The organism is Nocardioides sp. GCM10023255 (assembly GCF_042653125.1).
Taxonomy (GTDB): Bacteria; Actinomycetota; Actinomycetes; order Propionibacteriales; family Nocardioidaceae; genus Nocardioides.
Genome location: NZ_JBHSHU010000009.1, coordinates 56,262 through 81,226 on the forward strand (window position 1 = coordinate 56,262; position 24,965 = coordinate 81,226).

Below are 24,965 nucleotides of genomic sequence, written 5' to 3' on the forward strand. Positions count from 1 at the left end.
ACGTCACCGTGACCCCAGAGGGAGATGACATGGCCGAGGAGCAGATGATCGAGATCGTCGAGACCGCGTTGCGTGAGATCGGCGCCCCCGAGGAGGTGACCGCGGCGGGCCAGTTCCTGCCCCGCGGCCACACCGGCAGCATGTTCGCCGGCGGGCTCGTGGGCGACAGCCTCGCGGGTTCGGCGGGCGGCGTGGCCGACTCCGTCGCGACCGTCGGCGGGTCGCTGGCCGGCGCCCACGCCCACGACGCGGCCAGCGGCCTCCCGGACAAGATGCTGGTCGGGGTGACACCGACCCACGTCTGCGGCTTCGGCGCCGCGACCCGGCACAGCCCGGCCGGCCCGTTCGTCTTCCGGGTCCCCCGCGAGAGCCTCGAGGTGAAGGTGCACCAGCGGGTGAACGTCCGGGTCCTGGAGCTCATCGACACCAGGACCGGGTCGCGCATCGAGCTCGAGGGCAACCGGATCCCGCTCACCCACAGCAAGGACGTCATCGACGCGCTGGCCGGGTGACCGCCCGGGCCGGTCAGCCCGCCGGCGTCGGCGGGGTGTACGGCGGCCGCGCGTCGACCGTCTCCTCCGACGGCATCAGGATCCACAGGATCGGGTAGACCAGGATCTGGCTGCCCGGGACGACCATGAGGAGCAGCAGGAACAGCAGCCGAGCCGTCCACGGCCCGATGCCGAACCGTCGGCCCAGGCCGGCGCACACGCCGCCCAGCACCCTTCCCTGGCGCGGTCGGACCAGGCCCTGCCTCGCGAAGCTCTGGTGGATGTCGTTCATGGTGCTGCACGTCCTCCGGATCGATGTCCAGGGCATCTCCCTGGTGACTCCACTGTGCGCCCTCCGGAGGCTGCGGCACATCGGGTGCAGCCCTGACCCGCCCCCGGGGTCCCCGGGGCCCAGGCGTCAGGGTCAGCGGCGGGACGTCATGCGAAGTGAGGGTTCCAGCCCCCAGCGCGCATGACGTCCCGCCCGGCGTCCCGGCCGTGGCGGTGACCCGGGCGCATCAGCCCCGGGCCACCCACAGGCTGAAGCTGCGCCGCTTGCCGACCCAGTCCACGAGCCCGTCGCTGGTCCCGTCGCTGCGCGTGCCCGAGGCGCGCACGGCGACCCGCACCTCGTCGGGGTTCCCGAGCGCCGCCTGCGAGATCCGGACGAGGGCCCGGTCCTTGACGTAGCTCACCCGCAGGATGTAGTCGCCCTGCTCGACCGGGTCGCCCCACGTCGAGCGGCGGAAGCCCTCGGTCTCGCGGAGCACGTAGTCGGTGCCCTTGTAGTAGCCGCCGACGAAGACGTACTCCGGGCCCCGGTCACTGCGGTCGGTGTCGACGAAGATCATCCCGCCGGAGCCGGTCGCCGGGTCGCGGCGCAGGTTGACGTGCTGCGTCCTGACGTTGAGGTTGTCCGGCCCGTTGCGCACCTGGAGCGCGAGGATGTCGGAGCCGTGGTCGGTGTCCCGGGCGTCGTCGACGCCGTACAGCTCGGCGTGTGCCGGCCCGACGATCCCGAGGGTGAGGGCGGAGGCCGTCAGTCCGACGGCGGCGATGGTGGTGCGCATGGTGATCTCGTCCTTCGTGCATGGGTGTGGCCCTGGCGGGCGAGGCCCCCGTCGGAGGACTCAGGCGACATACGCCCCGGGGGGCACGACGGTTGCGTGCACGACGACAGGTCTGGCCCGGTCGCCCGGTCACGGCTCGCCGCGGTCCTCCTCGGTCAGCCTCGGCATCGGCATGGTCTCCGCGTCGGGCGCCACCTCGCCGGGGCCGGGGGGCGGCGGGACGACGGGAGGCGGCGGGACGACGGGAGGGCGGGTACGGCGGGGTCGCGGGCGCGGCCGCGTCGTACGCCGCATCTGGATCTGCCGGCGCACCCGCTGCTCGAGGTCGAGCTCGCGCTGCAGCCGCTTGACCGTCGACAGCACCGCCGCGTGCAGCTCGCGCAGCACCGGGTCGGCGTCGGTGGTGAGCAGGTCCTCCAGCCGGCCCCGCGCCTCCGGCAGGCCCTCGAGCGCGCTGCGCAGCGCCCGGATGTCGGCGTTGCTCATCTGCCGTGCCGGCGCGGCCTCGACCCGCACCAGCTCCCCGAAGGCGTCCAGCCCGGCCGCGAGCTCGCGGAACGTGAGGGCGAGCCCGAGCAGCACGTCGTCGGCCCCCTCGTCGGAGACCCAGTCCCCCTCGGAGCTGGCGTCCACCAGCGCGCGGAACATCGAGCGGATCGCGAGGACGGAGTGCTCCATCGCCTCGACTCCGTGCCGCAGGCCGGGCCCCACGTCGGCCGTGCCGACGGCGCGCACGTTGAGCCGCCGCCCCTGCTCCGCGGCGAGCAGGGTGGCCCCGACCCGGGGGATGTCGTGGTGGGTGATCCGGCGCGCCTCGCCGAGCCAGGCCCGGGCCGAGGGCGCCAGCTCGCCCCCCTCCGCCACCAGCGCCTCGAGCTCGTCGGCGGCGCCGGTGAGCAGCTCGCTCACCGCGTCAGCGAGCCCCTCGATCGCGCGCCCGGCGTCGCCGGTCGGGATCCGGGGCGGGAGGAGCAGGTTCGCCGCGATCCCCACTCCCGCGCCGACCAGCGTCTCCGCGATCCGCTGGCCCGCGGCCGACTCGGCGCCGAGCGCACCCACGCCCAGCACCAGCATCCCGCTGATCGCCACCTCGATCAGGTTGTTGCGCAGCCGCAGCGCCTGCCCGATGGTGATCGCGACGAAGATCAGCAGCCCCAGGCTCCACCACTCCAGCGGCACCACGGCCGCGAACGCCACCGCGAGCGACACCCCGGTCACCACGGCGACCACCCGGTCCAGCCCGCTGGCGAGCAGCGAGACCGGGGTGACCTGCACGACGAGCATCGCGGTCAGCGGCGCCAGCAGGGGCTCGGTCCCGGGGAAGATCAGCAGCCCGACGACGTAGCTGGTGGTGGCTGCGAACGTGATCCGCAGCGACCACAGCAGGGCCGCGCGGCCGTCGTGGCGCAGCCGGCTCAGCTCACGGCTGAGTCGCCCTCGCCATCGGTCGGCCACGACTCATCATGACGCACCGGACGGGTCGCGTCCGCGATCCGCTTGTGGGACACGTGTGCCGAGAGGCCGCCGTCGATGACGATCTCGGCGCCGTTGTAGTACGCCGAGTCGTCGGAGACCAGGAACACGATCGTGGGCGCGATGTCGGCCGGCACGCCGACCCGTCCCAGCGGGATCTCCGCCAGCGCGGCCTCGGTGAACGCCGGCGACGCGGACGCCATCAGGGGCGTGTCGACCAGTCCCGGCATCACCGCGTTGACGCGGATCCCCCGACCGCCGAGCTCCAGCGACGCCGTGCGGGTCAGCCCGCGCAGCGCCCACTTGCTCGAGGTGTACGCCGCCGCCGCGTGGCCGGCCATCGCCGCGACCGAGCAGATGTTGACGATCGAGGACCCGGCGGGCATCAGCGGCACCAGGGCCTGGATGCCCAGCATCGGCCCGGTGACGTTGATGTCGAAGGTCAGCTGCCAGGTCTCCAGCGTCACGTGCGGCAGCCGCTCGCGGGCGGCGACGCCCGCGTTGTTGACCAGGGCGTCGACCCGGCCGTGCCGGTTGCGAAGCAGGTCGGCCAGCGCGGCCCACTCCCCGGGCGAGCGCACGTCGAGGTGCGCGTAGGACACCTCGAGACCGTCGGCCGCGAGGGACTCGGCCAGCGCGGCGCCCTCCTCGTCGAGCACGTCGGTCGCGACCACGGTCGCCCCGGCCCGGGCCAGCGCCTCGACCTCGGCCGCGCCCTGTCCGCGCGCGGCGCCGGTGACGACCACCACGCGGCCGTCGAGGGCGCCCATCAGCGCAGGCCCATCAGACCGGCGGGGCGACGAAGACGCCCTTGTCGGGATCGTTGAAGGACTCCTTGGCGATCAGCTCGCTCATCGGGTCGGAGGTGCCCCACTGGTCCTGGGTCATCGGGTCGGCGATGTCGTAGAGCGTCGGGTGCCACTCGTCGGTCTCGAGCTTCTCGAGCTCGGTGGTGTACTCCATCGTGTTGCCGCTCGGGTCGATGAAGTAGCTGAAGGTGTTGTTGCCCGCGAGGTGCCGGCCCGGCCCCCAGACCTTCTTGATGCCGGCGCGCATGACCCGACCGGTGCCGCGCATGTACTCGTCCAGCCCGCGCATCTCGAAGGAGACGTGGTGCACCGAGGTGTGCGGCCCGCGGGCGATCGCCAGGCTGTGGTGCCAGTCGTTGCAGCGCAGGAAGTGCATCATCTCGCCCATGTGCTCGCTCCACAGCGAGTCGGAGAGCTTGAAGCCCAGCACCCGCGTGTACCAGTCCCGGGTGGCGTTGGGGTCGTTGCTGTTCATCACCGCGTGCGAGATCCGCACCGGGATGGCCTCGCCCTCCTCGATCGGGCGGTGCTGCCGGGTCTCCACGTCGCTGGACACCTCGATGGTCCGCCCGTCCACGTCGAAGAACCGGAAGCCGTAGCCGCCACCGGCGGTCTGCAGCTCTTCGGGCTCGCTGACGAGCTGGACTCCCTCGGTGCCGAGCTTCTGCGCGAGCGTGTCCACGGCTCTCGCGTCCTCGGCACCGAAGGAGATCAGGTCGAGCCGCTTCTCGGCGGCCCCGCGCAGCCGGACGACGTACTGCTCCGGGGACCCCTCGGCGGCGAAGTACGACAGGTCGCCGTCCTTGCCGACCTCGGCGAGGCCCCAGGTGTCGCGGTAGAACGTCCGCTGCTTCTCGAAGTCGGGCACGGCGAGGTCGACGTGCCTCAGGTGGGTGATGCCGTGCTCGTTCAGGTGGCTCATGGGTGTTCCTTTCGTGAGGGCTCAGCCGAGGACCGAGCCGCCTCCGTCGACGACGATGTTGGTGCCGCTGATCCACGAGGACTCGTCGGACGCCAGGAAGATCGCGGCGTTGACGACGTCCTCGGGCTGGCCGTGCCGGCCCAGCGGGATGCGCTCCAGGACGACCCGGCGGAAGCGCTCCGGCGGGTCGGCGAGCAGCGGCGCGGTGTTGGGGGTCTCGGTCATGCCGGGGCTGATGACGTTGGCGCGGATCCCGTGCGGACCGCCCTCGACGACCAGCTGCTGGGTCAGCGCGATCACGCCGGCCTTGGCGGTCGCGTGCGCGTTCTGGGGCATGAACTCCACCCCGCGCAGCGCCGCGATCGAGCCGACGTTGACGATCGAGCCGCCGCCGTACGCCTTGAGGTGCGGCCACGCGGCGCGCACCGTGTAGTAGACGAGGTCCAGCTCGTTGCGCATCGTGAAGTCCCACTCCGCGACGCTCAGCTCGTCGATCGCGCCGAAGCGCTGCGTGGAGGCGTTGTTGTAGAGGACGTCGATGCCGTCGTACGCCGCCACCGCCGCATCGACCCAGTCGCGCGCGGCGTCGGCGTCGCCGAGGTCCACGCCGCCCATGACCGTGATCTCGCCGCCCTCGGCGCGGACCAGGCCCCGGGTGAGCGCGGCGCCGTCCTCGTCGAGGTCACAGCCGACGACGCGGGCGCCCTCGGCCGCGAACATCCGCGCCGCGGTCACGCCCATGCCGCCACCGACGCCGGTGATCAGTGCGACCTTGCCGGCCAGCCGCCCGGTCATGCCCTGCTCGATCCGCCGAGTGCCGCCGTCCGGTCGAGGAGCTCGACCAGGTTGCCCTCGGGGTCGGCGACGTAGGCCATCCGCACCCCCGGCTCCGGCGAGGGTCGCGGCGACATCCGGTCGGTCGCGCCGGCCGCGACCAGGGCGGCGTACGCCGCGTCCACGTCTGGCACGTCGAGAGCGACGTGGCCGAAGCCGCGGGTCAGCGCCGCCTCGACGGGGTCGGCGGCCCGGAGCCCGGCGACGCTGCCCGGGCGGTGCAGCAGCTCGATCCGCCAGCCGGCGGGGTGGCGCAGCATCGTGCCGCGGAAGTCGACGTGGTCGAGGGCGAACTCGAGCTCGATGTCGAGCCCCAGCGCGGTGGACCACCAGCCGGTCATCGCGTCGAGGTCGCCGACGGTGAGGCCGACGTGGTCCAGCCCCGTCTGCTGCAGGGTCCCGGTCATGCGAGCACCACCGTCCGGACGTTGGTGAACTCCCGGACGCCCTCGGCGGACAGCTCGCGACCGTAGCCGCTGCGGCCGGTGCCGCCGAAGGGCAGCCTCGGGTCGGAGGCGACCGGGGCGTTCACGAAGAGCGCACCCGACCGGATCCGCCGGCCGACGGCCAGCGCGTGGTCGGGCTCGCCCCACACGGAGGCGCCGAGCCCGAAGTCGGTGTCGTTGGCCAGGGCCACCGCGTGGTCGTCGTCGGTGGCGCGCACGACGGCAGCGACCGGCCCGAAGGTCTCCTCGACGAAGGCCGTCATCCCGGGCCGGACGTGGTCGAGCACGGTCGGCTCGACGTAGCAGCCGGGGGCCTCGATCGCGTGGCCGCCGGTCACGAGGGTGGCCCCCTCGTCGACGGTGCGCCGCACCTGCGCCAGCAGGGCGTCGCGGAGGTCGGGGCGGGCCATCGGGCCCAGGGTCGTCGCGGGGTCGGTCGGGTCGCCGACCTGCAGCAGGCCGACCTGCTCGACGAGCAGCGCGAGGAACTCGTCGGCGACGTCCTGGTGGACGACGAAGCGCTTGGCGGACACGCAGCTCTGCCCGGCGTTGCCGAAGCGGGAGCGCGCGGCGGCCGCAGCGGCGGCCGGGAGGTCGGCGTCGGCCAGCACCACGAAGGGGTCGGAGCCGCCGAGCTCGAGCACGCTCTTCTTCACCGCGGCACCGGCCGCCGCGGCCACCGCCGCGCCCGCCCGCTCGCTGCCGGTGAGGGTCACCGCGGCGACCCGCGGGTCGGCGACGACGCGCGCGCTCACAGCGGCGACGTCCTCGGGCGCGACCACGAGGGCACGGAAGAGCCCGGACGGCGCGCCCGCGTCGACGAACAGCGCCTCGACGGCGAGCGCGCAGCCGGTCACGTCGGGGCTGTGCTTGAGGACCGCCGCGTTGCCGGCGACCAGGGCGGCGCAGGCGAAGCGCAGCACCTGCCAGAACGGGAAGTTCCACGGCATCACCGCGAAGACGACGCCGAGCGGCTCGTAGGAGAGCCAGGAGCGCGAGGCACCCGAGAGCACCTCACGGTCGGCCAGCCAGCCGGGCGCGAGCTCGGCGACGACCGCGCAGTTCCACGCGCACTTGTCGACCTCGGCCAGCGCCTCCCCGACCGGCTTGCCCATCTCGGCGGTGACCAGCGCGGCGTGCTCCTCACGACGCTCGGTCAGCAGCTTGCCGACCCCGCGGAGCAGGGCCAGCCGCTCGCCGAGCGGGGTGTCGCGCCAGGCCTCCGACGCGGCGTACGCCGACGCCAGGGCGGCGTCGACCCCGGCCTCGTCGTGGGCGGGGTACGACGCGATCCGCTGACCGGTCGCGGGGTTGCGGGTGACGACCTCGGTCATGCCGACACCGCCTCGGGCCGCACCCGACGGCGCGCAGGGCCGACCGCCGGGGCCTGCGTGGTGGCCGCGACGACCGTGTTGCGGACGGTGCCGAGCCGCTCGATGCTCATCTCCACGACGTCGCCGACCTGCAGCGGCGGCGGGGTCAGCGAGCCGTTGCGGCCCCAGGACTCGGCGAGCGCGCCCGAGGCGCAGGTGCCCGAGGCGAGGACCTCGCCGGCCTTGACCCACGACGCGCGGGAGGCGTGGGCGACCAGCTGCTCGAAGGACCAGCCCATGTTGCCGGACCGGTCGCCGCCGAGCCGGGTGCCGTTGACGCGCACGGTCATCTCGAGGTCGAGGAAGCCGTCGGCGTCGCGGCAGTCGTCGAGCTCGTCGGCGGTCACCACCCAGGGGCCGATCGTGGTGGCGAAGTCCTTGCCCTTGGAGGGTCCGAGCTTCAGCTTCATCTCCCGGCCCTGCACGTCGCGCGCGGACCAGTCGTTCATCACGCAGTAGCCACCGATGGCCGCGCGGGCCTGCTCGGGCGTCGCGTCCTGCACGTCGCGGCACACGATCGCGGCGATCTCCAGCTCGAAGTCGAGGCGCTCGGTGCCGGGCGGCATCGCGACGTCGGCGTACGGGCCGGTCACCGCGTGCGGCGCCATGAACAGGAAGACCGGGGCGTCGTACCACTCCGGGGGAGGACCCGGGTTGCCCATCCCCCGCTCCATCCCGTCGACGTGGGCCTCGAAGGTCAGGAAGTCCCGCATCGCGACCGGGTAGACCGGCGGCAGCAGGACCACCTCGTCGGGGCGCAGCCCGTCGCCCTGGGCCGCCACGTCGGCCGCCGCCTCCCGCTCGGCGCGGTCGGCGGAGAGGAGGGCCACCAGGTCGGTGCCCTCGTCGAACGGGTGCAGCCACCAGCCGGCTCCCCCACCGACGCCGTCCCCGACCACGAGTCCCACGTGGCGGGTCGGCTCCGGCTCTCCGAGTCGGCGGAACGCGGCCAGTCGCATGTCAGGTCAGCCGATCGTCTCGTAGAACGCGCGCTCGCGCTTGGCCAGGACGGGGATGGCGACGCCGAGGGCGAGCTCGGCGAAGTGCTCCGAGGCACCGTGCGCGGCGTACGCCTCCTCGTCGTCGTAGACCTCGAACAGGCGGAAGACGCCGGGCTCGGCCGGGTCCTGGTAGGCCTGGTAGAAGCGGTTGCCCGGCTCCATGCGCGAGGGCGGGGTCAGCTTCTCGATCGCGTCGCGGACGACGTCCTCCTTGCCGGGTTCGGCGGTCCAGGTGGCGCTGACGACGTAGGCCATGGGGTGCTCTCCTCGGTGTCTCTCACAGTGCTTGGCGCGATCACGCTAGGTCGGCCCCGGACCCCGGGGGAAAGAGCAGGCGTCGATGGCTGGCATCACTGCGATCGGGGTTCCCGACTCCGGACGCCGGGGGTTTCCTGTGACGGACCACACAGGTGGCCACCGCGGCCGCCACCGAGCTCCAGGAGAGACCATGACGTCCCTGACCACCCCGAAGCGGAAGGCGGCGCTGGCCGCCGTGGCCGCCGGGAGCCTCATGTCCCTCGCCGCCTGTGGCGGTGACACCCAGCCCGCCGCCGACGCCGACACCGGGTCCGGGTCCTCGTCCCAGGCCATCGCGTTCTCGCCCCTCGGCCTCCAGATCCCCGCCATGCAGGACCTCGCCAAGGGGGTGCAGGGCTACGGCAAGAGCAAGGGCTACGCGGTGACCGTGCAGGACCCGGCGCTCGACCCGCAGAAGCAGTCCACCGACCTGCAGAGCGTCATCGAGTCCGGCAAGGTCGGCGGCGCCTGGGTCATCGCGGTCCAGCCCTCCGCGCTCTCCGCGCTGGTCAAGACCGCGCAGGAGAAGAAGGTCGCCCTGCTCCTCAACGGCAAGCCCGAGGACTACGGCCTGTCCGGGATGCAGCCGGGCATCACCTTCGACAACATCGACTACGAGGCCCAGGGCGTGGCCGCCGGCGAGGAGCTCGGCAACTGCATCAACGAGAAGCTCGACGGCAAGGCGCAGGTGCTCTTCGAGGAGTCCACGCCCGGCACCGCCGGCAAGGCGGAGTACGAGGGCGCGGTGAAGAAGGCGCTGGCCGAGACCGCGCCCGACGCCGAGATCGTCGCCACCACCACCGTCACCGACCGTGCCAAGGCCCAGTCCGACGTCGGCAACGCCCTGCAGGGTCACCCCGACATCGCCGCGGTCTTCGGCCAGAACGACGAGGGCGCGCTCGGCGCGCTCGGCGCGTTCGCCGCCGCCGGCAAGGACCTCACCTGCGTCACCGAGACCGGGGGCAACGAGGAGGTGCTGAAGGCCGTCGAGGACGGCAAGATCTACGCCGTCGTGGCCCTGCAGTTCGCCGAGGACATGACCCAGTCCTTCGACACGCTCACCGCGATGATGGACGACCCGACCGCCGACGGCCAGCAGCTCACCGTGCCGCAGAAGGTCATCAAGGCCGGGAGCTGATCGTGACCATGACGACCCCAGCGACGACCCCAGCGACGACTCCTGCCGAGGCGGCCGCGACCGCGGCCGCCCCCGCCCCGACCGACGCCCCCGTGCCGAGCGGGCACGAGATGCCCCGCACGGTCTCCGCGCTCGTCTTCGTGCGGGACCGCGGGATCTTCATCCTGTGGGGCCTGCTGATCGCGTTCTTCGCGGTCTGGTGCTCGCCGTACTTCTTCACCACCGACAACGCGATCCTGGTCGCGAACGCAGGGGCGCTCACCGCCCTGTTCGCGGCCGGGGTCGGCATCGGGGTGATGACCGGGGTGCTCGACCTGTCCCTGCCCGGCACGGCGGCCTTCGCCAGCTGCGTGTGCGGCTACCTGCTCACCCACGGGGCGGGCACCTGGGTGGGGCTGGCGGCGGGTGTCGCGTGCGGGGTCGTCGTGGGCCTGGTCAACGGCTTCATCGCACTGCGCGGCTTCAACCCGATCATCATCACCATCGGCACCCTGTCGGTGCTGTCCGGCCTCGCGGCCGTCGTGGCCGGGGGCTACACGTTCCCCGGCCTGACCCAGCTGGAGTTCATGGGCACGCACCGCTACTTCAACGTGCCGGCGCCGGTCTACGTCGTGGCCGTGGTCTACGTGGTGGGCACGGTCTTCCTGACCCGGACCCGGGACGGGATCCGGCTGATGGCCGTCGGCGGCAACGCCGAGGCCGTCCGCCGGGCCGGCATCCACAGCGCCCGCTACACGGTGCTCGGCTTCGTCATCTCGGGGATCCTGGCCTCGCTCGGCGGCCTGGTCTCGACCGCCGTGGTCACCGAGGCCAACCCCGCCGCCAGCCCGGCGATCATCTTCACCGCGCTGACCGCGGTGGCGCTCGCCGGCGTCTCCCTGACCGGCGGCCGGGGCAGCCTGCCCCGCGTGCTGGTCGGTGCGCTGATCCTGGCCACCATCTCCAACGGCCTGACCATCCGCGGGATCCAGCCCTACTGGGCCACCGTCGTCACCGGCGCGCTGCTGCTCGGGTCGCTGCTCTTCGAGCGCGTGATCCAGACCAGCGTCTCCAACCGGCTGATGGCCACCGCCAACCTGTCCGTCCACCAGAAGAAGGTCTGACATGACCACAACCGCTGTCGGGACCCCGGCCCTCGAGCTGAGCGGGGTCGACCTCCACTACGGGTTCGTCCGGGCGCTCGACCAGGTGGACGTCCACGTGATGCCCGGCGAGGTGGTCGGCCTGCTCGGCGACAACGGCGCCGGCAAGTCCACGCTGCTCAAGGTGATGTCGGGGGCGCACCGCCCGTCCGGCGGCACCATTCGGGTGCGCGGCGAGGAGAAGAGCTTCCACGCGCCCAGCGACGCCGCATCCGCCGGGATCCAGATGGTCTACCAGGACCTCGCGCTGGTGGAGGCCCAGGACATCGCGATCAACCTCAACCTCGGGCAGGAGAAGCTGCGTCGCGGCCCGCTGGGCTGGCTCGGCTTCGTCGACCGCAAGGCGATGCGCCGCAGCTCGGAGGCCGAGCTGGACCGGCTCGGCGTCCGGACCGCCCCGATGTCGCGGCCGGTCGAGATGCTCTCCGGCGGTCAGCGCCAGGTCGTGGCCCTGGCCCGCAGCGCCATCCGCGTCAACGGCGAGTCGCAGGGGGTGCTGCTCCTCGACGAGCCCACCGCCGCACTCGGCTACGAGCAGACCCGCAACGTCGAGCGGCTGATCCGTCGGATGGCCGACAACGGCATCGCGATCATCATCGTCACCCACGACCTCCCGCTCTGCTACGAGGTCGCCGACCGGATGGTCATCCTCAACCGCGGCCGCAAGGTGGCCGACGTGCCCGTCGAGGGGACCGACCGCGACCACGTCGTCGGCTGGATCACCGGCTCCCGCAACTCCATGTACGCCGCCTGACCGGCCCGCGCCTCCCGCCCCCGTCGTACGCCGTCCGCACCCAGCCTCGCTGACACCACACCCCAGGAGCAGTCCATGTCCGAGTCCCAGACCCCCGCGGTCGACCGCGTCCTCGTCGTCGGCGCCGGCATCACCGGTGGCGTCCTGTCGCTGGCCCTCGCCCAGCGCGGGGTGGAGGTGGTGCTGCTCGAGCTGCGCCCGCGGCTCGACGGCGTCGGCCACGGCATCACGCTGCAGGGCAACGCACTCAAGGCGTTCCACCAGGTCGGGATCTTCGAGGAGCTGGCCGAGGACGGCTTCCCGTTCGACAAGCTGCGGATGTTCCGCGCCGACGGAGAGCAGATCGCGGCGATCCCGACACCACCCATGGGTGGCGCCGAGGTCCCTCCGACCATGGGTGCGCTGCGCTCCCACGTCGCCGACGTGATCGCCCGGCGGGTGACGGAGGCGGGGGTCGACGTCCGGCTCGGGACGACCGTCACGGAGATCGAGGACCGCGGTGACTGCGTGGTCGCCACCCTCTCCGACGGCACCACCGAGACCGTGGACCTGCTGGTCGGCGCCGACGGGATCCGCTCCAAGGTCCGCTCGATGATCGGCATCGACGACCAGCCGCAGCCGGTGGGCATGGGCATCTGGCGGGTCGTGGCGAAGCGACCGGCCGCCATGGACAGCTCCGGCGTCTACTACGGCGGGCCGAGGTACAAGGCCGGCTACACGCCGATCTCCGAGGACCTCTGCTACGCCTTCCTGCTGGAGGAGAACCTCGACCGCTCCTTCGTCGGCGAGCACCCGAACGGCAGGGTGCTCAAGGAGCACGGCCAGGGGTACGGCGGCGCGTGGGGCGAGGTGCGCGACGGCCTGGCAGACGACGCGGTCGTCAACTACCAGTGGATCGAGGCGATCTGCGTCGAGTCCCCGTGGTTCCGCGGCAGGTCGATCATCATCGGCGACGCCGCCCACGCGTGCCCGCCCCTGATCGCCCAGGGCGCGGCGATGTGCGCCGAGGACGCGGTGGTCCTGGCCGAGATGCTGACCAGCGGCGACGAGGTCGACGACGTGCTGCCGGCGTTCATGGCGCGCCGCTTCCCGCGCGTGAAGATGGTGCTCGACAACAGCCTCCAGCTGGCGGAGTGGGAGATCCACCCCGACACCCCCGGCGCCGACCCGGGTCGCATCATGGGCCAGACCCTGCACGCGCTGGTCGAGCCGGCCTGATGTCCGTCGAGGCCGCTCCCGTCGACCCGGGCGAGATCACCGGCACGCTGCTGCTGCGTGACGACGAGGGGTACGCCGACGCCCGCGTCGACCGGATCTTCAACCGGCGGCTGTCCACGCGACAGCCGGCCGCGGTGCTGAAGGTCGCCGACGAGCACGACGTCGTGCTCGGCGTCCGGCTCGCGCGCGAGCGCGGCTGGCGGGTGGCGGTGCGCTCCGGCGGGCACAGCTGGGCGCAGTGGTCGGTGCGCGACGACGCGCTCGTGCTCGACCTCGCGGCCCTGCAGGAGATGGAGCTGGACCAGGACACCGGCGTCGTCCGGGTCTCCCCCGCGGTGCAGGGCGGGGCGCAGCTGGCGCCGTACCTCGCCGGGCACGGGCGCTTCTTCGTCGGCGGGCACTGCCCCACCGTCGGGCTCGGCGGCTTCCTGCTCCAGGGCGGCCAGGGCTGGAACGCCCGCGGGTGGGGCTGGGCGGCGGAGTACGTCGAGGCGGTCGACGTCGTGACCGCGGACGGCGAGCTGCTGCGCGCCGACGCCACGCAGCACAGCGACCTCTACTGGGCCGCCCGCGGCGCGGGGCCGGGCTTCCCGGGGGTCGTGACCCGCTTCCACCTGCGCACGCTGCCCGCGCCGCAGCACGTCGCGCAGACCGTGCAGGCGTTCGCGCTCGCGGAGTTCGACGAGGTGATGACCTGGCTGCACGGGACGCACGCCCGGGTGGCCGACTCGGTCGAGATCGTCGCGCTGACCAGGACCGACCGCTCGCTCGCCGACGAGCCGGTGCTGCTGGTGACGGCGGTGGCGCTCGTCGACGACGCGGAGGAGGCGGACCGCGCGCTCGCACCGTTCCGCGACAACCCCGCCCTCGACCGGGCGCTGATGATCGTCGACGCGGTGCCGACCACGCTGGAGGACCAGCGCCGGCGGCAGCTCGCGGACAACCCCGAGGGGCACCGCTGGGCGGTCGACAACGCCTGGCTGCGCGGGCCGGCCGAGCAGGTGGTGCCGGCGATGCGGCGGGCGTACACGACGCTGCCGAACGACAAGGCGTTCACCATCTGGTTCAGCATGGCGCCGCTGCGTGAGCTGCCGGACATGGCGTTCTCGATGCAGTCGGAGGTCTACCTGGCCAGCTACGTGCTGTGGGAGGACGAGGCTGACGACGAGCGGCACCAGCAGTGGCTGGCCTCGGTCATGGCCGACCTCGAGCCGGTCACCGCCGGGCAGTACCTCGGCGACGGTGACCTGAGCCGCCGGCAGGTGCGGTTCATGGCCGACGACCACTGGACGCGGCTGCAGGAGGTCTGTGCGCGGCGAGACCCGTCGGGCCTGTTCGTCGGCTACCTCGCCGGGCCGGACGGCGCCCGGAACGCCAACCACTGGGAGTGACCCCGGTCGGCGACCGGGCGCCCCGGTGCTCCCGTCAGCGGGCCAGGCGCGCCACCCGACCGCCGCTGCCGGCGGCCCAGCAGGACCCGTCGCGCGTGCAGTCGAGGGCGTGGTAGCCGGTGTCGCTGATCCGGGTCCAGCTGTGGCCGCCGTCGGTGCTGAGGCTGGTGCCCATCACGTCGCCGGACTCGCCGGTGACGAGCAGGCGGTGCCGGTTGCCGGGGAGGTAGGCGACGTCCTCGCCGAGGTGGGTGAGGTCGCCGGCGTTGTGCCAGGTGCGGCCGTTGCGGGTGGTGGCCACGGCGTCGGTCCCGTCGGCCGCGTCGTTGAAGTCGCCACCGACGGCGACGCCCTTGGACGGCGTACGGAAGGCCAGGGCGAAGACGCCCGCGGCCTCCCCGGCGGGGATCGTGGACGGGCTGGCGGTCCAGGTCAGCCCGTGGTCCTTCGACCGGAACACGCGGGAGTCACCGCCGCCGGAGCCGAAGTAGGCCGTCTGACCGGCCGTGACGAGGCAGTCGCCGCTGGCGGCGAAGCCGTACTCCGTGGGCGCCTCGGGCATGCCGTCGCTGGGCAGGACCTGCCACGAGCGGCCGAAGTCGTGGGTGGCCAGGATCCGGAACTTCCCGTCGACCGGGTCGCCCATCACCAGCCCGCGCCGGCCGCCGGGGTAGAACGCCATGCAGTCGTAGAACGCCGCCGGGTCGTCGTTGACGAAGGCCGCGTCCCACGTCGCGCCACCGTCGGTGGTGCGGTAGATCCGCGACGCGTCCCCCGGCCCGATGGCGAGGATGACCGCCTTCTTCGCGCTGCGCGCCTCGACGTCGCGGAAGAGCAGCCCGTCGGTGTCGGGCGGGCTGACGTCCTCCCAGCTCCGGCCGCCGTCGGTCGTGCGGAACACCCGGCCCGGGCCTCCCTCGGTGGCGTTGCCACCGGTCACCCAGGCGGTACGCCGGTTGACGGCGTCGAGGCCGCGGAAGCTCTGGTCCGCGTCGACGACCGTCTCCTTCCACGAGGGGCCGTGGTGGTGGCCCTTCGGTGAAGCGGCCAGGCTCCCGGACTGGGCTCCGAGCAGGGGGGCGGCGAGGAGGATCGTGGCGAGGAAGGTGGTCCCGAGTCGTGGCATGCCGGAACTCTGCTCTGGCCGCGGCGGTCTGTCCATACCCCCTTTTCGGCCTCCTGGTGTCGGCCTCCTGGCCTCAGCGACCGGTGGGGCCGCCGCCGGCCGCGTCCGCCCTGACGACGTCGACCGAGATCTCCACCGCGGGGACGGTCCCCCGGTTCTCGAGCCAGTGGAGGGTCCGATGGTCCTCGGGCCAGCCCGGCCCCGGCCCGTAGTCCGTGGCGACGCCGTCGCGGTGGTCGGTGATCGTCCCCTGCAGCACGTAGACGGTGCCCGGCCTGCCCCGGTGGTCGTGGACCGGGCCGAACACCCCACCCGGCTCGATGGTCACCATCCGCATGCGCAGCTGGCGGCCCTCCATGCCCTCGAGCTCGGGGCCGAGATCGACCGTGGCCAGCAGCTCGGTCGTGACCCCGCGCGTCTCCGGCGCCTGCTCCTCGCCCATGCCTCGTCCTCCCTGTACGCCGACGACCGCTGATGCCTCGAGTGTCCGCCTGGTGGCGGCGCTCGTCCACGGCGTCCGATCATCGCGGCGATCCGCTCAGCCGGGAGATCGCTCCGGTCGCCCCCGGCGCCCGGGTCAGCACGAGCAGCGTGCTCAGGTCCGGAGGCGTGAACGGGACCGCGGAGAAGTCACCCGCGTAGTAGCCGTTGTGGCGGCGCGCGCTCCGGGGTGCGTAGGTGCCGCTCTCCTGCTCGACGTTGAAGGTCATCGCTCTGCCTCTCGGTGTGTGCTGATGGCTCCAGCACACGCCACTTCGGCGCTCACGGCGATCGGGGCAGGCGCACGGTCGGGGGCGCTGGCCGACCGGCTCGGGGCGTCTCCCGTGGGGTCAGCACGACCCGTGTGGGTGGGTTGTCCCCTCCGCACGCGAATCCCCTGGGTGCGGGAGGCGGACGCCGCCGACTTCGTGTTATGTGGAAGTCGACGTCTCACCGTGAGGTCAGCCGCCACGACCACGGGCACCACGCATGGTCCGGCGCACGGGAGGACGTCTCATGGGACACCATCGGTTCGGGCGGGTCGTGAGGTGGTCGGCAGCGTTCGCCACCGGTGTGGCGCTGGTCGCGGGGAGCTCGGCGCCGGCACCGGCGGCGTACCCCGGTGCAAACGGCCGGATCGTGTTCGACACGGTCTGGAAGTTCTGGAACGGCACGCACGACTCGTCACAGATCTACTCGGTCCGACCGGACGGGAGCGGGTTGCGCCGGCTCACCGACGAGCCCGGGGGCGTCGCTGCATGGCATCCGGCTGTCTCCCCCGACGCCCGACGCATCGCCTTCGTGCTCACCTCCCCCGAGAGCAACGACCAGGTCTGGGTCATGCGGGCCGACGGCTCACACCAGCGACTGCTGGCCGACGAGCCCGCCTGGGCCGACACCGGGCCCAGCTTCACGGCGGACGGTCGCCGCGTCCTGTACTCGCGGTGCGGGAGCTACGTCGCCGTCTACTTCACCTGCAAGGTCGTCTCGGTCCGCCTCGACGGGTCGGGGCGACGCACCGTCATCGGCGGGCTGTGGCACCCGACGGACCCGGTGATGTCGCCGGACGGGTCCACCATCGCCTTCGTCAGCGACGCGGGCGGGTACGACGGCCGTGTGTGGCTCGCGGACGCCGACGGCCGGCACCAGCGGCCCCTCGGTCCGAAGATCGCTCCCGAACGGCTGTCGTGGTCTCCTGACGGGACCGACCTGGTCTTCACCGGCTTCCGGGACGGGAATCTCTACACGGTCGGCGTCGACGGGTCCGGGCTGCGCACGGTGGCACCGAGCACGCTCTTCGGCGCCTGGTCGCCGGATGGCTCCCGGATCGTCTCGAAGCGTGTGGACCCGCGGACGGACAACGGGCCGCTCCAGACGACGGACACCGGCGGAGACGATCCCAGACGGATCGTGGGCCCCGCCTTCGGGGCGGGCTACTCGGATTGGGGGACCAAGCGATGAGACGCGCCCTCCTGCGGGCGGTGCCCGCCCTCGTCCTCGTGCTCGGCTCGACCATGTCGTCGACGATCGATGACGCGTCGCGGGCTGGTGCAGCAGCCTCCGCGCCGACCAACGGCCGCATCCTGTTCACCCACTGCGAGGATCCGGGCGGCTGCCAGGTCTACACCGCCAACCCCGACGGCTCCGCGGTCGAGCAGGTGACCCACGGCGCCGACTCGTTCCAGGGCGACTGGTCTCCCGACGGGGAACGGATCGCCTACGTCGGCACCGCGAGCGGTGACACGGCGATCTGGATCGCGGACGCCGACGGATCCCATGCGCGACAGCTGACCCCGGACGATCCGGCCTCGGACGACTTCGGGCCACGGTTCACGGCGAACGGCGCATGGATCCTGTTCTACAACTGCCTGGGCGAGGACTGCGACGGCGGCATCTCGGCGATCCGGCCCAACGGCAGCGGACTGCACCACGTCACCCCGAACAGCCACCTGTCCTACAACCTCGCCGACCAGTCGCCGGACGGCTCCCGGATGACCTACATGCGCTGGCACGTCGGGGGCGTCAAGATGGCGGTGTACGTCTCATCGGCGGACGGCAAGCGGCAGCGACGGATCACCCCGCCACGCCTGGAGGGTTGGGCGCCGGACTGGTCACCGAACGGAGACCGGATCGCGTTCGCCAGCTACGTGTACTGGGACCGGCCGGCGCCGTCCCTGTTCACCGTGAGGCCCGACGGCTCGAGGCTCACAGCGCTGACCCATCCACCGTTCCCCCACTCCGACTTCGCGCCGGCCTACGCGCCCGACGGTGCGAAGGTCGTGTTCGCCTCCGACCGGCGCTACCCCGACTTCTGCTGCTCCGACCTGTTCGTCGTGCCTGCGTCGGGTGGCCCGGCCCGGCGGGTGCTCCTGCCCTTCGACGCCTCCGACCCCCGGTGGGGCACCGCCCCGCTCGAGCCGGGGTCCGCGGGGGCGGGCGGGTCCGCGGCCCGTTCCTTCACGACCGGTGGCCCGGCGTGTGCCCACGTCCCGCAGCTCGCACGCGTCGCTCCCTGCCCCGCCGCGCCGGCCTCACCTCAGATCCACCAGCGCGGCCGGGCCGGTTGACCGGACCCCCGGGGGTCGTGGTTGCTCGATGCACCGCATCGTCGTGCGCCCTCACTCGGGAGCGTCGACGTAGTAGTGGCGCCACACGGCCTGAGCGACGCAACCCGGTCGTTCCTCGCCCTCGATCTCGACGCGAACATCGAGCGTCAGCTGCTCACCGAGCTCGATGGGATCGACGGCAGTCACAACGACATGCATCCGGATTCGCGCGCCGACGGGCACGGGCTCCGGAAACCGGACCCGGTTGTAGCCGTAGAACATGAGCTCGCCGCTGGAGACGGTCAGCAGCGACTCGCGGAGGTGCGGGAGCGAGGCCAGCGTCAGGTGAGCATGTGCGATGGGGGTCCCGAACGGACCGCGCGCCGCGCGCTCCGGGTCGTTGTGCGCCCAGTGCCAGTCATCCACCGACCTGCCGAACGAGTCGACGTCCTCCTGGGTGACCTCCCTCCAGCCAGACGGCCCGAGCTCGCGCCCCACCAGGCGCAATGCGTCATCGGTGCTGCTGAACTGGACCAGGCCCGCCGGCTCTTCCACGACTGCCTCCTGAGAGCGCTGAGCACCACTCAAGCACCTCCTTCTCGCCCCTGTCATCGCCCAGCGGACTGATCAGCCGGGTGCTCCGTTCTCCCTGGATCGCTGTGACCGCTGGTCGCCGCTCACGCGTCGGCGGCGCGCGGGTGGCGAGGCTCGTAGAGCCCGATGTCACCGCCGCCAGGCAACCGGAACCGGGTGACCCGTCCCCATCGCTCGTCGCTGAGTTCCTGGGTGAATTCCACGCCCCTGGCGTGCAGCTCCTGCATGGTGGCCTCCACGTCATCGCACATGAGGTAGAGCCCGAGAGCGGGCAGACCCTCCGTGGGATGCATCGCCAGCTCCGCCGGGGGGAGCTGGAAGATCAACCACCCGCCGCCCGCGTCCACGTTCGGTTGTCCGAGGACGTCCGCGAAGAAGGCCCGGTCCGCCTCGGGATCGCGACTGAACAGCACGACATGGCTTCCGTCGATCACACGACGACCGTACGTCGTCAGGTCGCGACCGAGAGGATGCCGAACGACCTCCGCCTTGCCGCATGCCCGGCGTCGTCCGCACGCGTCAGTCGCCGTTCCCGTACGTGCTCGAGCAGGTCGGAGTTCGCTGCTTCGCCAATGCCGAGAGCTCGCCGGGCGTGAGCACCGGAGTCCTGGAGAAGTCGCCGGCGTAGTAACCGTTGTGCCGGCGGCGGGACCCGGTGTAGGTGCCGCTCTCTTCCTCGATCGTGAACATCTCGGTGCCCTCCTCGGGATCTGGTGCCACCGTCCCGATGGCGCTGGCGGTAGCTCCTCTCACCACATCCACGAACGGCACCGGCCGAGATCGACAGGATGGTTGTCGGCATTTCGTCATCGCAGGCGGGCCCGTATGTCGGTCCCATGCGGCGGGATGACTCAGCTGCTGGAACGCGCGACCCGCGGCATGAGCGGACGGGTTGCCCTTGCGAAACCATTGGTGCCCGACGTGCTCCGCTGATGTACTGACGTGCCCCCGTGAGTCTGCCGCGTGACGGAGGTCGTAGTTGTGAGGAGTTACGACGCGCTTGCCGAGGTGTACGAGTGGCTCATCTCAGATGCAAAACTGGCTCCGGCCGAGTTCGCTGCGTCGTTCGATGACGTCCTCAGTCTCCTCCCGTCGAACGCTCACGTCCTCGATTGTTCGTGCGGAACCGGACAGTTGGCGGTCAGCCTCGCCGGTCTTGGCGTGCAGGTTGTCGCAACTGACGCCAGCGAAGCGATGGTTCGTCGGACTGCGGAGTTGTCTGAGGAGTTCAGGGCATCTGTCCGGACAGTGCGGGCGGACTGGCAAGAGCTGCCCGACCACTTCGATGACGACACCTTCGACATGGTGTTCTGCGTTGGCAACTCTCTGCACCATGCCGTGGGCGCGAGAGGCAGGGTTGCTGCTCTGGAGTCGATGTCACGGCTTCTGCGCCGTGGAGGACGCTTGGTACTCACCTCCCGCACTTGGGAACTCGTGAGGGCCAGAGGTTCCCGGCTGGACATCAGTGACCGACTCGTCCGCCGGAACGGTCGCGATGCCGTCGTGGTCTACCGCTGGGAGATTGCGCCGCATTGGGAGGAGGAGCACCACATCGAGATTGCGGTCGCGCAAGTTGATGCGACTGGGTCGATTCTTGTCCGCTCGGAACTGCTGTCGTGCTGGCCCTACCGATACGACGAACTCGAAGTCGAGTTGCACCGGGTCGGACTCCGGATGGAAACGAACACGTTCAACCTTGAGGCCGAGAACTACATGGTGGTGGCGAGCAAGGTATAGACCGGGCTCTCAGTCCATGTCCGGACCGGGCGGTTGCTGGCAGCAGGTTGCGCCCTGTCATCGGCATGAGAGTGCGGCCGGCTGGCGGCGGAAGGGCGCACCTTCACCATCTGTGCTCGCGACTGGCAGGCCTGGTCCCGCGCTTGTCGGGGCACGCTGGTTGGGGGTCACCAGCTGGGACGTCCGGCCCGGCCAGCGGTCAGCGTCAGCGCCAGCCCAGCTCCGGGGCGACGTACCTGACGATGCTGTCCAGCAGGTGCGCGTTGTAGTCGACGCCGAGCTGGTTCGGGATCGTCAGCAGCAGCGTGTCGGCAGCGGCGATCGCCTCGTCCCCGGCGAGATCCTTGACGAGCTGGTCGACCTCCCCGGCGTAGGTCTTGCCGAATCGGGCTGCGCCTCCGTCGATGAACCCGACCTGGTCCTCACTACGCGACTCCGCACCGAAGTAGGCGCGGTCGGTGCTGTTGACGATCGGGAAGATGCTGCGGCTGACGGACACCCGCGGCTCGCGCTGGTGGCCGGCTTCCTTCCATGCGTCCCGGAACATGTGGATCTGTTCGGCCTGGAGTTGGTGGAACGGCACGCCGGTGTCCTCGGTGAGCAGCGTCGAGCTCATCAGGTTCATGCCCTGCTCGGCGGTCCAGACGGCAGTTTGGCGTGTGCCGGCACCCCACCAGATCCGGTCCCGTAGGCCGGGCGACTGCGGCTCGATACCGAGCAAGCCGGGTGGGTTGGGGAACATCGGCCGCGGGTTGGGCTCGGCGAACCGCCGCCCGTCGATCACCTCGAGGAACACCCGGGCGTGCTCGCGCGCCATGTCGGCGTGGTCGTTGCCCTCGCCCGGGTCGTAGCCGAAGTACTTGTAACCCTCGATCACCTGCTCCGGTGACCCCCGGCTGATGCCGAGCTGCAGCCTCCCACCGGCGATCAGGTCAGCGGCGCCGGCGTCCTCGGCCATGTAGAGCGGGTTCTCGTAGCGCATGTCGATCACGCCGGTGCCGAGCTCGATGCGACTTGTCCGTGCGCCCGCCGCCGCAAGAAGCGGGAACGGCGAGGCGAGCTGCTGAGCGAAGTGGTGCACGCGGAAGTAGGCGCCGTCCGCGCCGACCTCCTCAGCAGCGACCGCGAGGTCGATGGACTGCAGCAACACGTCCGAGGCCGTCCTCGCCAGCGAGTGCGGCGAAGGACTCCAGTGGCCGAAGGACAGGAAGCCGATCTTCTTCATGCTGCGACAACCAACGCCGCCGTCGCCTTCTTCCCGCAGCCCATAACGTGAGCCTCGCTCGAAAGCCGGTGGATTTGCGTCGAGTCGCGCTAGCCGACTGGCGGCGGAATGACGCACCTCCAGGCAGCACCTCCAAGGCGGCGTCAGCTTGATCGAGCCTCGCTGATGTTGCTCAAAGCTCTCCACGATCTGTCGTGGTCGGTCAAGATGTGCCGTGATTTCTGGGATCTCGGAGCGCGCGCGTCGACGCCGGACCGCCCGTGACCTTGCGCGTCGGATGGCAGAGCTCGACCAACTCGACCGTGAGTACGGGCTCGGCACCATGCCATCGGGGTCCCTGCGTCGAGGGCGTCGCCGCCCACGATCACGGGGTCAGGTGCTGCCTGGACTGCTTGTCACCGGGGTGCTCTTGACTGCGATCGTGGCTCTGTCCCCGGACGAGGACATGCTGGCGATCCGACGGTGGGTGGGCTGACGACGACCGGCTGGCTGCTGCCCCTGCCGTCCCGCAGGGGATTGGGAGCTACGCGTTCGTCCAAACCCAACGCGGAAGCGACGAACCTGTCGCCTACGACCCGTGCCAGCCGGTCGAGGTCGTGGTCAACCCCGAGGGTGCCCCCGTCAATTACGACGAGCTGGTCGACACCGGCCTCGCGCACACCGGAGCCGCGACAGGACTGAAGTTCGTGCGGACGGGGCTGACCGACGACCGCGAAGTCACCGACAGTGGCCTCGTTCGAAAGCGACCAATCCTCATCGCCTGGGCAACTCCTGAAGAGGTGCCCCAACTGGCCGGCGAGGTCGCCGGCATCGGCGGCAGCATCGCAGTCGGGCCTCCCGGCCGGCTGCGGTACGTGACCGGCCGCGTGATGCTCGACCGCGATCTGTTCGCGACGTTCGATGTCGACGACGCTGCGCTGGCCCAGGCAATCGTCGACCACGAGCTCGGCCACGTGGTTGGGCTCGCCCATGTCAGCGATCCCGGGGAGCTGATGTACAAGGACAACGTTGGACGCACGACGTATGGGCCGGGTGACCGTGAAGGTCTCGCACGGATTGGAAGCGTCGACTGCTGAGCGGCTCGCAGCGCGGCGGACAGTTCCCGCCGTTGCCGACTGAGCGATCTTTGAGCGCTTGCATTGTTGCGGCTCGTGCCTGCGGGGCCGCGCCGCCAAGCGGCGGTATGCCGCAGGCCCTGAAACGGTCGTGATTGCCCTTTGCCTACATCGCGTGTGCCGCTCGTTGAGCGTTCCGCAGCAGCTCACAACAGGGGGCGCCGCGTGAGCTGGAGAGTCGCCGAATGCTTGGGGTCGTCGACGCTCAAGTATGGGCGCCGGATCACCGAAGTTGTCCGGGGAGGCACGCCTGGGTGCCGCCCGCAACGACGACTGCGAGGCGTTCGGTGAACCAAGCTCTGCTTTGTCCGCTCTGTAGGGGTGAGGTGGTATTAGGGTCGTCGGGATGCCTGCCGTGCCACCTGCCGATGAGGGACATTGCCCGTTATGGCAGCACGACATCCGCGTCCCGTGCTGGTGGCGTCGCCAGGGCGCTGCGTCTCCGGGTGACTGGGCTGCTCCTCTACAGCGCCGTGGTGGCCTGGTGTGTGTATCAGCTGCCCGACACTGTCCCATTCGTTGTGCCGGGAGCCGTGCTCGGTGGCGGGATCCTCCATGTGTGGAAGGGTCGCCCGTGGCTTGGCTTGGTGGTGTTCGCAGTCATCGTGGTGGTCGTCCCGGCGCTTCTATGGCCGTCAGTCCTCACCGGCGCCTTCTCCGACTTGACCAACGGGTTGTGAGGGATCCTGGCCGGTGAGAGGTGGCGCCACACCGCGGTCAAGTCACCGGTGAGCAGAAGTCAGCAGTCGCCTGGTCCCGGCGGAGTGAGGCCGTGGGCGGATTTCAGACGCCGGCCACATAGGCGGTGAGGAAGTGGACGCCGTGTCGGTCGAGGTTGCCGCGTGCGCGGTCGTAGTGCTCGGTGGTCCTGGGATCGGCGTGGCGGGCCAGGATCTGGGCGTCACGCAGGGGCACGCCGGCGTCGAGGGCATTGGTGATCGCCGCATGCCGCAGCGAGTGCGGGCTGATGTGGCGGGGAATGCCCGCGGCCTTGGCGATCCGCACGACCATCCGGTACGCGTCACGGCGGTCGATCGGCCTGCCCGACACGGGCCGCAGGACCAGCGGCCCGTGGACGCGCTGGCCGCGGCAGGCCTCGAGGACACGGAGCACCGGGACAGTCAAGGGCATGGTGGCCGGCTTGTTGCCTTTGCCGACCAGGTGTAGGACCCGGTGCCCGCGCAGGGTCTCCTGGTAGTCCTCGATGCGGACTGCGGCGGCCTCTGACGCCCGTAGGGCGTTGATTCCGAGGAGGTAGGCCAGGGCGCCGTGGTGGACGGTGATGGTCGGGGCGACTTGGAGGAAGCGAATCAGCTCGAGCCGGTCCAGCCCCTGGGTGCGGGACTCGTCGGCGTGGACCTTGGGCAGCCGTGCGTAGACCGCCGGGTCGTTGGGAATCAGTCCGTCGATGTGGGCGAATCGGAAGTAGCCGCGCACGGCGTGCATCGAGGTGTTCACCGACGAGGGCATGAGGCCGGAGTCGCCGAGGTGGCGGATGTAGAGCTCGACGTGCGCCCGCTGGATCCCGACCACGGGGTCCAGGCCGTTGGTATTACACCAGCCGAACCAGCGACGCAGCTGGTAGGCGTACAGGGTGTGAGTGTGCCCGGAGTAGCGGGCGAGGTAGGAGACGGCGGCCAGCTGGGCCGGGCCCATCGCCTCAGGCTGGAACGGCAGCAACGTGGTCTTCGGCATGGTGTGCTCCCGGCGATCAAAGTCCACGCCTCGGCCGCGGATCGCCACACGCGAAGTGAGGCGCCCTTACAGACGAAGGATCTCGCTT

The 24,965-nt window shown here is 71.4% G+C and carries 28 protein-coding genes; 10 read left to right on the top strand and 18 right to left on the bottom strand.

Going from position 1 to position 24,965, the window contains the following annotated elements; translation table 11 throughout:
- Positions 1-29: 29 nt before the first annotated feature.
- Positions 30-512, top strand: a complete 483-nt coding sequence (locus ACFO9I_RS14020) for a hypothetical protein (RefSeq protein ID WP_379181849.1) — start codon at positions 30-32, stop codon at positions 510-512.
- Between the two features lie 13 nt (positions 513-525).
- Here the strand turns inward: ACFO9I_RS14020 and ACFO9I_RS14025 are convergent, their stop codons facing one another.
- From ACFO9I_RS14025 to ACFO9I_RS14070, 10 genes are all read right to left on the bottom strand, one after another.
- Positions 526-783: a PspC domain-containing protein gene (locus tag ACFO9I_RS14025; protein WP_379181851.1), complete on the bottom strand. Its 258-nt coding sequence runs from the start codon at positions 781-783 to the stop codon at positions 526-528.
- A 226-nt stretch (positions 784-1,009) separates the two neighbouring features.
- Entirely contained in the window at positions 1,010-1,561 is a 552-nt protein-coding gene (locus ACFO9I_RS14030; protein WP_379181853.1) for a hypothetical protein, read from the bottom strand.
- 129 nt (positions 1,562-1,690) lie between these two features.
- Complete coding sequence (locus ACFO9I_RS14035) at positions 1,691-3,016, bottom strand: FUSC family protein (protein ID WP_379181854.1); 1,326 nt, start codon at positions 3,014-3,016, stop codon at positions 1,691-1,693.
- Positions 2,977-3,804 (bottom strand): SDR family NAD(P)-dependent oxidoreductase, encoded by an 828-nt coding sequence (locus ACFO9I_RS14040; protein ID WP_379181856.1) that lies wholly within the window; start codon positions 3,802-3,804, stop codon positions 2,977-2,979. The genes ACFO9I_RS14035 and ACFO9I_RS14040 overlap by 40 nt, the downstream gene beginning before the upstream one ends.
- A 13-nt stretch (positions 3,805-3,817) precedes the next feature.
- Entirely contained in the window at positions 3,818-4,765 is a 948-nt protein-coding gene (locus ACFO9I_RS14045; protein WP_379181858.1) for a VOC family protein, read from the bottom strand.
- A 21-nt stretch (positions 4,766-4,786) separates the two neighbouring features.
- Positions 4,787-5,560 carry an SDR family NAD(P)-dependent oxidoreductase gene (locus tag ACFO9I_RS14050; RefSeq protein ID WP_379181860.1) on the bottom strand — a complete coding sequence of 258 codons (774 nt, stop codon included), beginning with the start codon at positions 5,558-5,560 and terminating at the stop codon, positions 4,787-4,789.
- Positions 5,557-6,006, bottom strand: a complete 450-nt coding sequence (locus ACFO9I_RS14055; RefSeq protein WP_379181862.1) for a VOC family protein — start codon at positions 6,004-6,006, stop codon at positions 5,557-5,559. The genes ACFO9I_RS14050 and ACFO9I_RS14055 overlap by 4 nt, the downstream gene beginning before the upstream one ends.
- Entirely contained in the window at positions 6,003-7,379 is a 1,377-nt protein-coding gene (locus tag ACFO9I_RS14060; RefSeq protein ID WP_379181864.1) for an aldehyde dehydrogenase family protein, read from the bottom strand. Before ACFO9I_RS14060 ends, ACFO9I_RS14055 begins: the two co-directional genes overlap by 4 nt.
- A complete protein-coding gene (locus ACFO9I_RS14065; protein WP_379181866.1) occupies positions 7,376-8,377 on the bottom strand; it encodes a fumarylacetoacetate hydrolase family protein in 1,002 nt (333 codons plus the stop codon). Before ACFO9I_RS14065 ends, ACFO9I_RS14060 begins: the two co-directional genes overlap by 4 nt.
- A 6-nt stretch (positions 8,378-8,383) precedes the next feature.
- The gene (locus ACFO9I_RS14070) at positions 8,384-8,674 is read right to left on the bottom strand and encodes a putative quinol monooxygenase (RefSeq protein WP_379181868.1); all 291 of its coding nucleotides are present in this window, start codon (positions 8,672-8,674) and stop codon (positions 8,384-8,386) included.
- Positions 8,675-8,867: 193 nt separating this feature from the next.
- On the opposite strand from ACFO9I_RS14070, the gene ACFO9I_RS14075 reads away from it, so the two are divergent.
- The 5 genes from ACFO9I_RS14075 to ACFO9I_RS14095 all read left to right on the top strand — a co-directional run bounded on the left by ACFO9I_RS14075 (position 8,868) and on the right by ACFO9I_RS14095 (position 14,359).
- Positions 8,868-9,854: a sugar ABC transporter substrate-binding protein gene (locus tag ACFO9I_RS14075; RefSeq protein WP_379181870.1), complete on the top strand. Its 987-nt coding sequence runs from the start codon at positions 8,868-8,870 to the stop codon at positions 9,852-9,854.
- An 8-nt stretch (positions 9,855-9,862) separates the two neighbouring features.
- A complete protein-coding gene (locus ACFO9I_RS14080) occupies positions 9,863-10,957 on the top strand; it encodes an ABC transporter permease (RefSeq protein WP_379181872.1) in 1,095 nt (364 codons plus the stop codon).
- A 1-nt stretch (position 10,958) separates the two neighbouring features.
- The gene (locus ACFO9I_RS14085; RefSeq protein WP_379181874.1) at positions 10,959-11,750 is read left to right on the top strand and encodes an ATP-binding cassette domain-containing protein; all 792 of its coding nucleotides are present in this window, start codon (positions 10,959-10,961) and stop codon (positions 11,748-11,750) included.
- Positions 11,751-11,825: 75 nt separating this feature from the next.
- Complete coding sequence (locus ACFO9I_RS14090; RefSeq protein WP_379181876.1) at positions 11,826-12,968, top strand: FAD-dependent monooxygenase; 1,143 nt, start codon at positions 11,826-11,828, stop codon at positions 12,966-12,968.
- The gene (locus ACFO9I_RS14095; RefSeq protein WP_379181878.1) at positions 12,968-14,359 is read left to right on the top strand and encodes an FAD-binding oxidoreductase; all 1,392 of its coding nucleotides are present in this window, start codon (positions 12,968-12,970) and stop codon (positions 14,357-14,359) included. Before ACFO9I_RS14090 ends, ACFO9I_RS14095 begins: the two co-directional genes overlap by 1 nt.
- Before the next feature lie 34 nt (positions 14,360-14,393).
- Here the strand turns inward: ACFO9I_RS14095 and ACFO9I_RS14100 are convergent, their stop codons facing one another.
- The 3 genes from ACFO9I_RS14100 to ACFO9I_RS14110 form a co-directional block, all read right to left on the bottom strand.
- Entirely contained in the window at positions 14,394-15,485 is a 1,092-nt protein-coding gene (locus ACFO9I_RS14100) for a WD40/YVTN/BNR-like repeat-containing protein (protein WP_379181880.1), read from the bottom strand.
- 73 nt (positions 15,486-15,558) lie between these two features.
- The gene (locus ACFO9I_RS14105; protein WP_379181881.1) at positions 15,559-15,927 is read right to left on the bottom strand and encodes a cupin domain-containing protein; all 369 of its coding nucleotides are present in this window, start codon (positions 15,925-15,927) and stop codon (positions 15,559-15,561) included.
- Between the two features lie 79 nt (positions 15,928-16,006).
- Entirely contained in the window at positions 16,007-16,195 is a 189-nt protein-coding gene (locus ACFO9I_RS14110; RefSeq protein ID WP_379181883.1) for a hypothetical protein, read from the bottom strand.
- Between the two features lie 286 nt (positions 16,196-16,481).
- Here ACFO9I_RS14110 and ACFO9I_RS14115 point away from each other — a divergent pair, with 286 nt between their 5' ends.
- Complete coding sequence (locus ACFO9I_RS14115) at positions 16,482-17,426, top strand: TolB family protein (protein ID WP_379181885.1); 945 nt, start codon at positions 16,482-16,484, stop codon at positions 17,424-17,426.
- On the top strand, positions 17,423-18,532 hold the full coding sequence (locus ACFO9I_RS14120; protein WP_379181887.1) for a TolB family protein: 1,110 nt from the start codon (positions 17,423-17,425) through the stop codon (positions 18,530-18,532). The genes ACFO9I_RS14115 and ACFO9I_RS14120 overlap by 4 nt, the downstream gene beginning before the upstream one ends.
- Positions 18,533-18,583: 51 nt before the next feature.
- On the opposite strand, the gene ACFO9I_RS14125 is transcribed toward ACFO9I_RS14120, so the two are convergent.
- The 3 genes from ACFO9I_RS14125 to ACFO9I_RS14135 all read right to left on the bottom strand — a co-directional run bounded on the left by ACFO9I_RS14125 (position 18,584) and on the right by ACFO9I_RS14135 (position 19,825).
- Positions 18,584-19,066, bottom strand: a complete 483-nt coding sequence (locus tag ACFO9I_RS14125; protein ID WP_379181889.1) for a MaoC family dehydratase — start codon at positions 19,064-19,066, stop codon at positions 18,584-18,586.
- Between the two features lie 122 nt (positions 19,067-19,188).
- Positions 19,189-19,539 carry a VOC family protein gene (locus tag ACFO9I_RS14130; RefSeq protein ID WP_379181890.1) on the bottom strand — a complete coding sequence of 117 codons (351 nt, stop codon included), beginning with the start codon at positions 19,537-19,539 and terminating at the stop codon, positions 19,189-19,191.
- 85 nt (positions 19,540-19,624) lie between these two features.
- Positions 19,625-19,825: a hypothetical protein gene (locus ACFO9I_RS14135; protein ID WP_379181892.1), complete on the bottom strand. Its 201-nt coding sequence runs from the start codon at positions 19,823-19,825 to the stop codon at positions 19,625-19,627.
- A 243-nt stretch (positions 19,826-20,068) separates the two neighbouring features.
- On the opposite strand from ACFO9I_RS14135, the gene ACFO9I_RS14140 reads away from it, so the two are divergent.
- The gene (locus tag ACFO9I_RS14140; protein WP_379181894.1) at positions 20,069-20,842 is read left to right on the top strand and encodes a class I SAM-dependent methyltransferase; all 774 of its coding nucleotides are present in this window, start codon (positions 20,069-20,071) and stop codon (positions 20,840-20,842) included.
- Between the two features lie 205 nt (positions 20,843-21,047).
- On the opposite strand, the gene ACFO9I_RS14145 is transcribed toward ACFO9I_RS14140, so the two are convergent.
- Positions 21,048-22,067: an LLM class flavin-dependent oxidoreductase gene (locus ACFO9I_RS14145; protein WP_379181896.1), complete on the bottom strand. Its 1,020-nt coding sequence runs from the start codon at positions 22,065-22,067 to the stop codon at positions 21,048-21,050.
- Between the two features lie 596 nt (positions 22,068-22,663).
- Here ACFO9I_RS14145 and ACFO9I_RS14150 point away from each other — a divergent pair.
- Entirely contained in the window at positions 22,664-23,143 is a 480-nt protein-coding gene (locus tag ACFO9I_RS14150; protein WP_379181898.1) for a matrixin family metalloprotease, read from the top strand.
- 822 nt (positions 23,144-23,965) lie between these two features.
- Here the strand turns inward: ACFO9I_RS14150 and ACFO9I_RS14155 are convergent.
- The gene (locus ACFO9I_RS14155) at positions 23,966-24,877 is read right to left on the bottom strand and encodes a tyrosine-type recombinase/integrase (RefSeq protein WP_379181900.1); all 912 of its coding nucleotides are present in this window, start codon (positions 24,875-24,877) and stop codon (positions 23,966-23,968) included.
- Positions 24,878-24,965 lie beyond the last annotated feature (88 nt).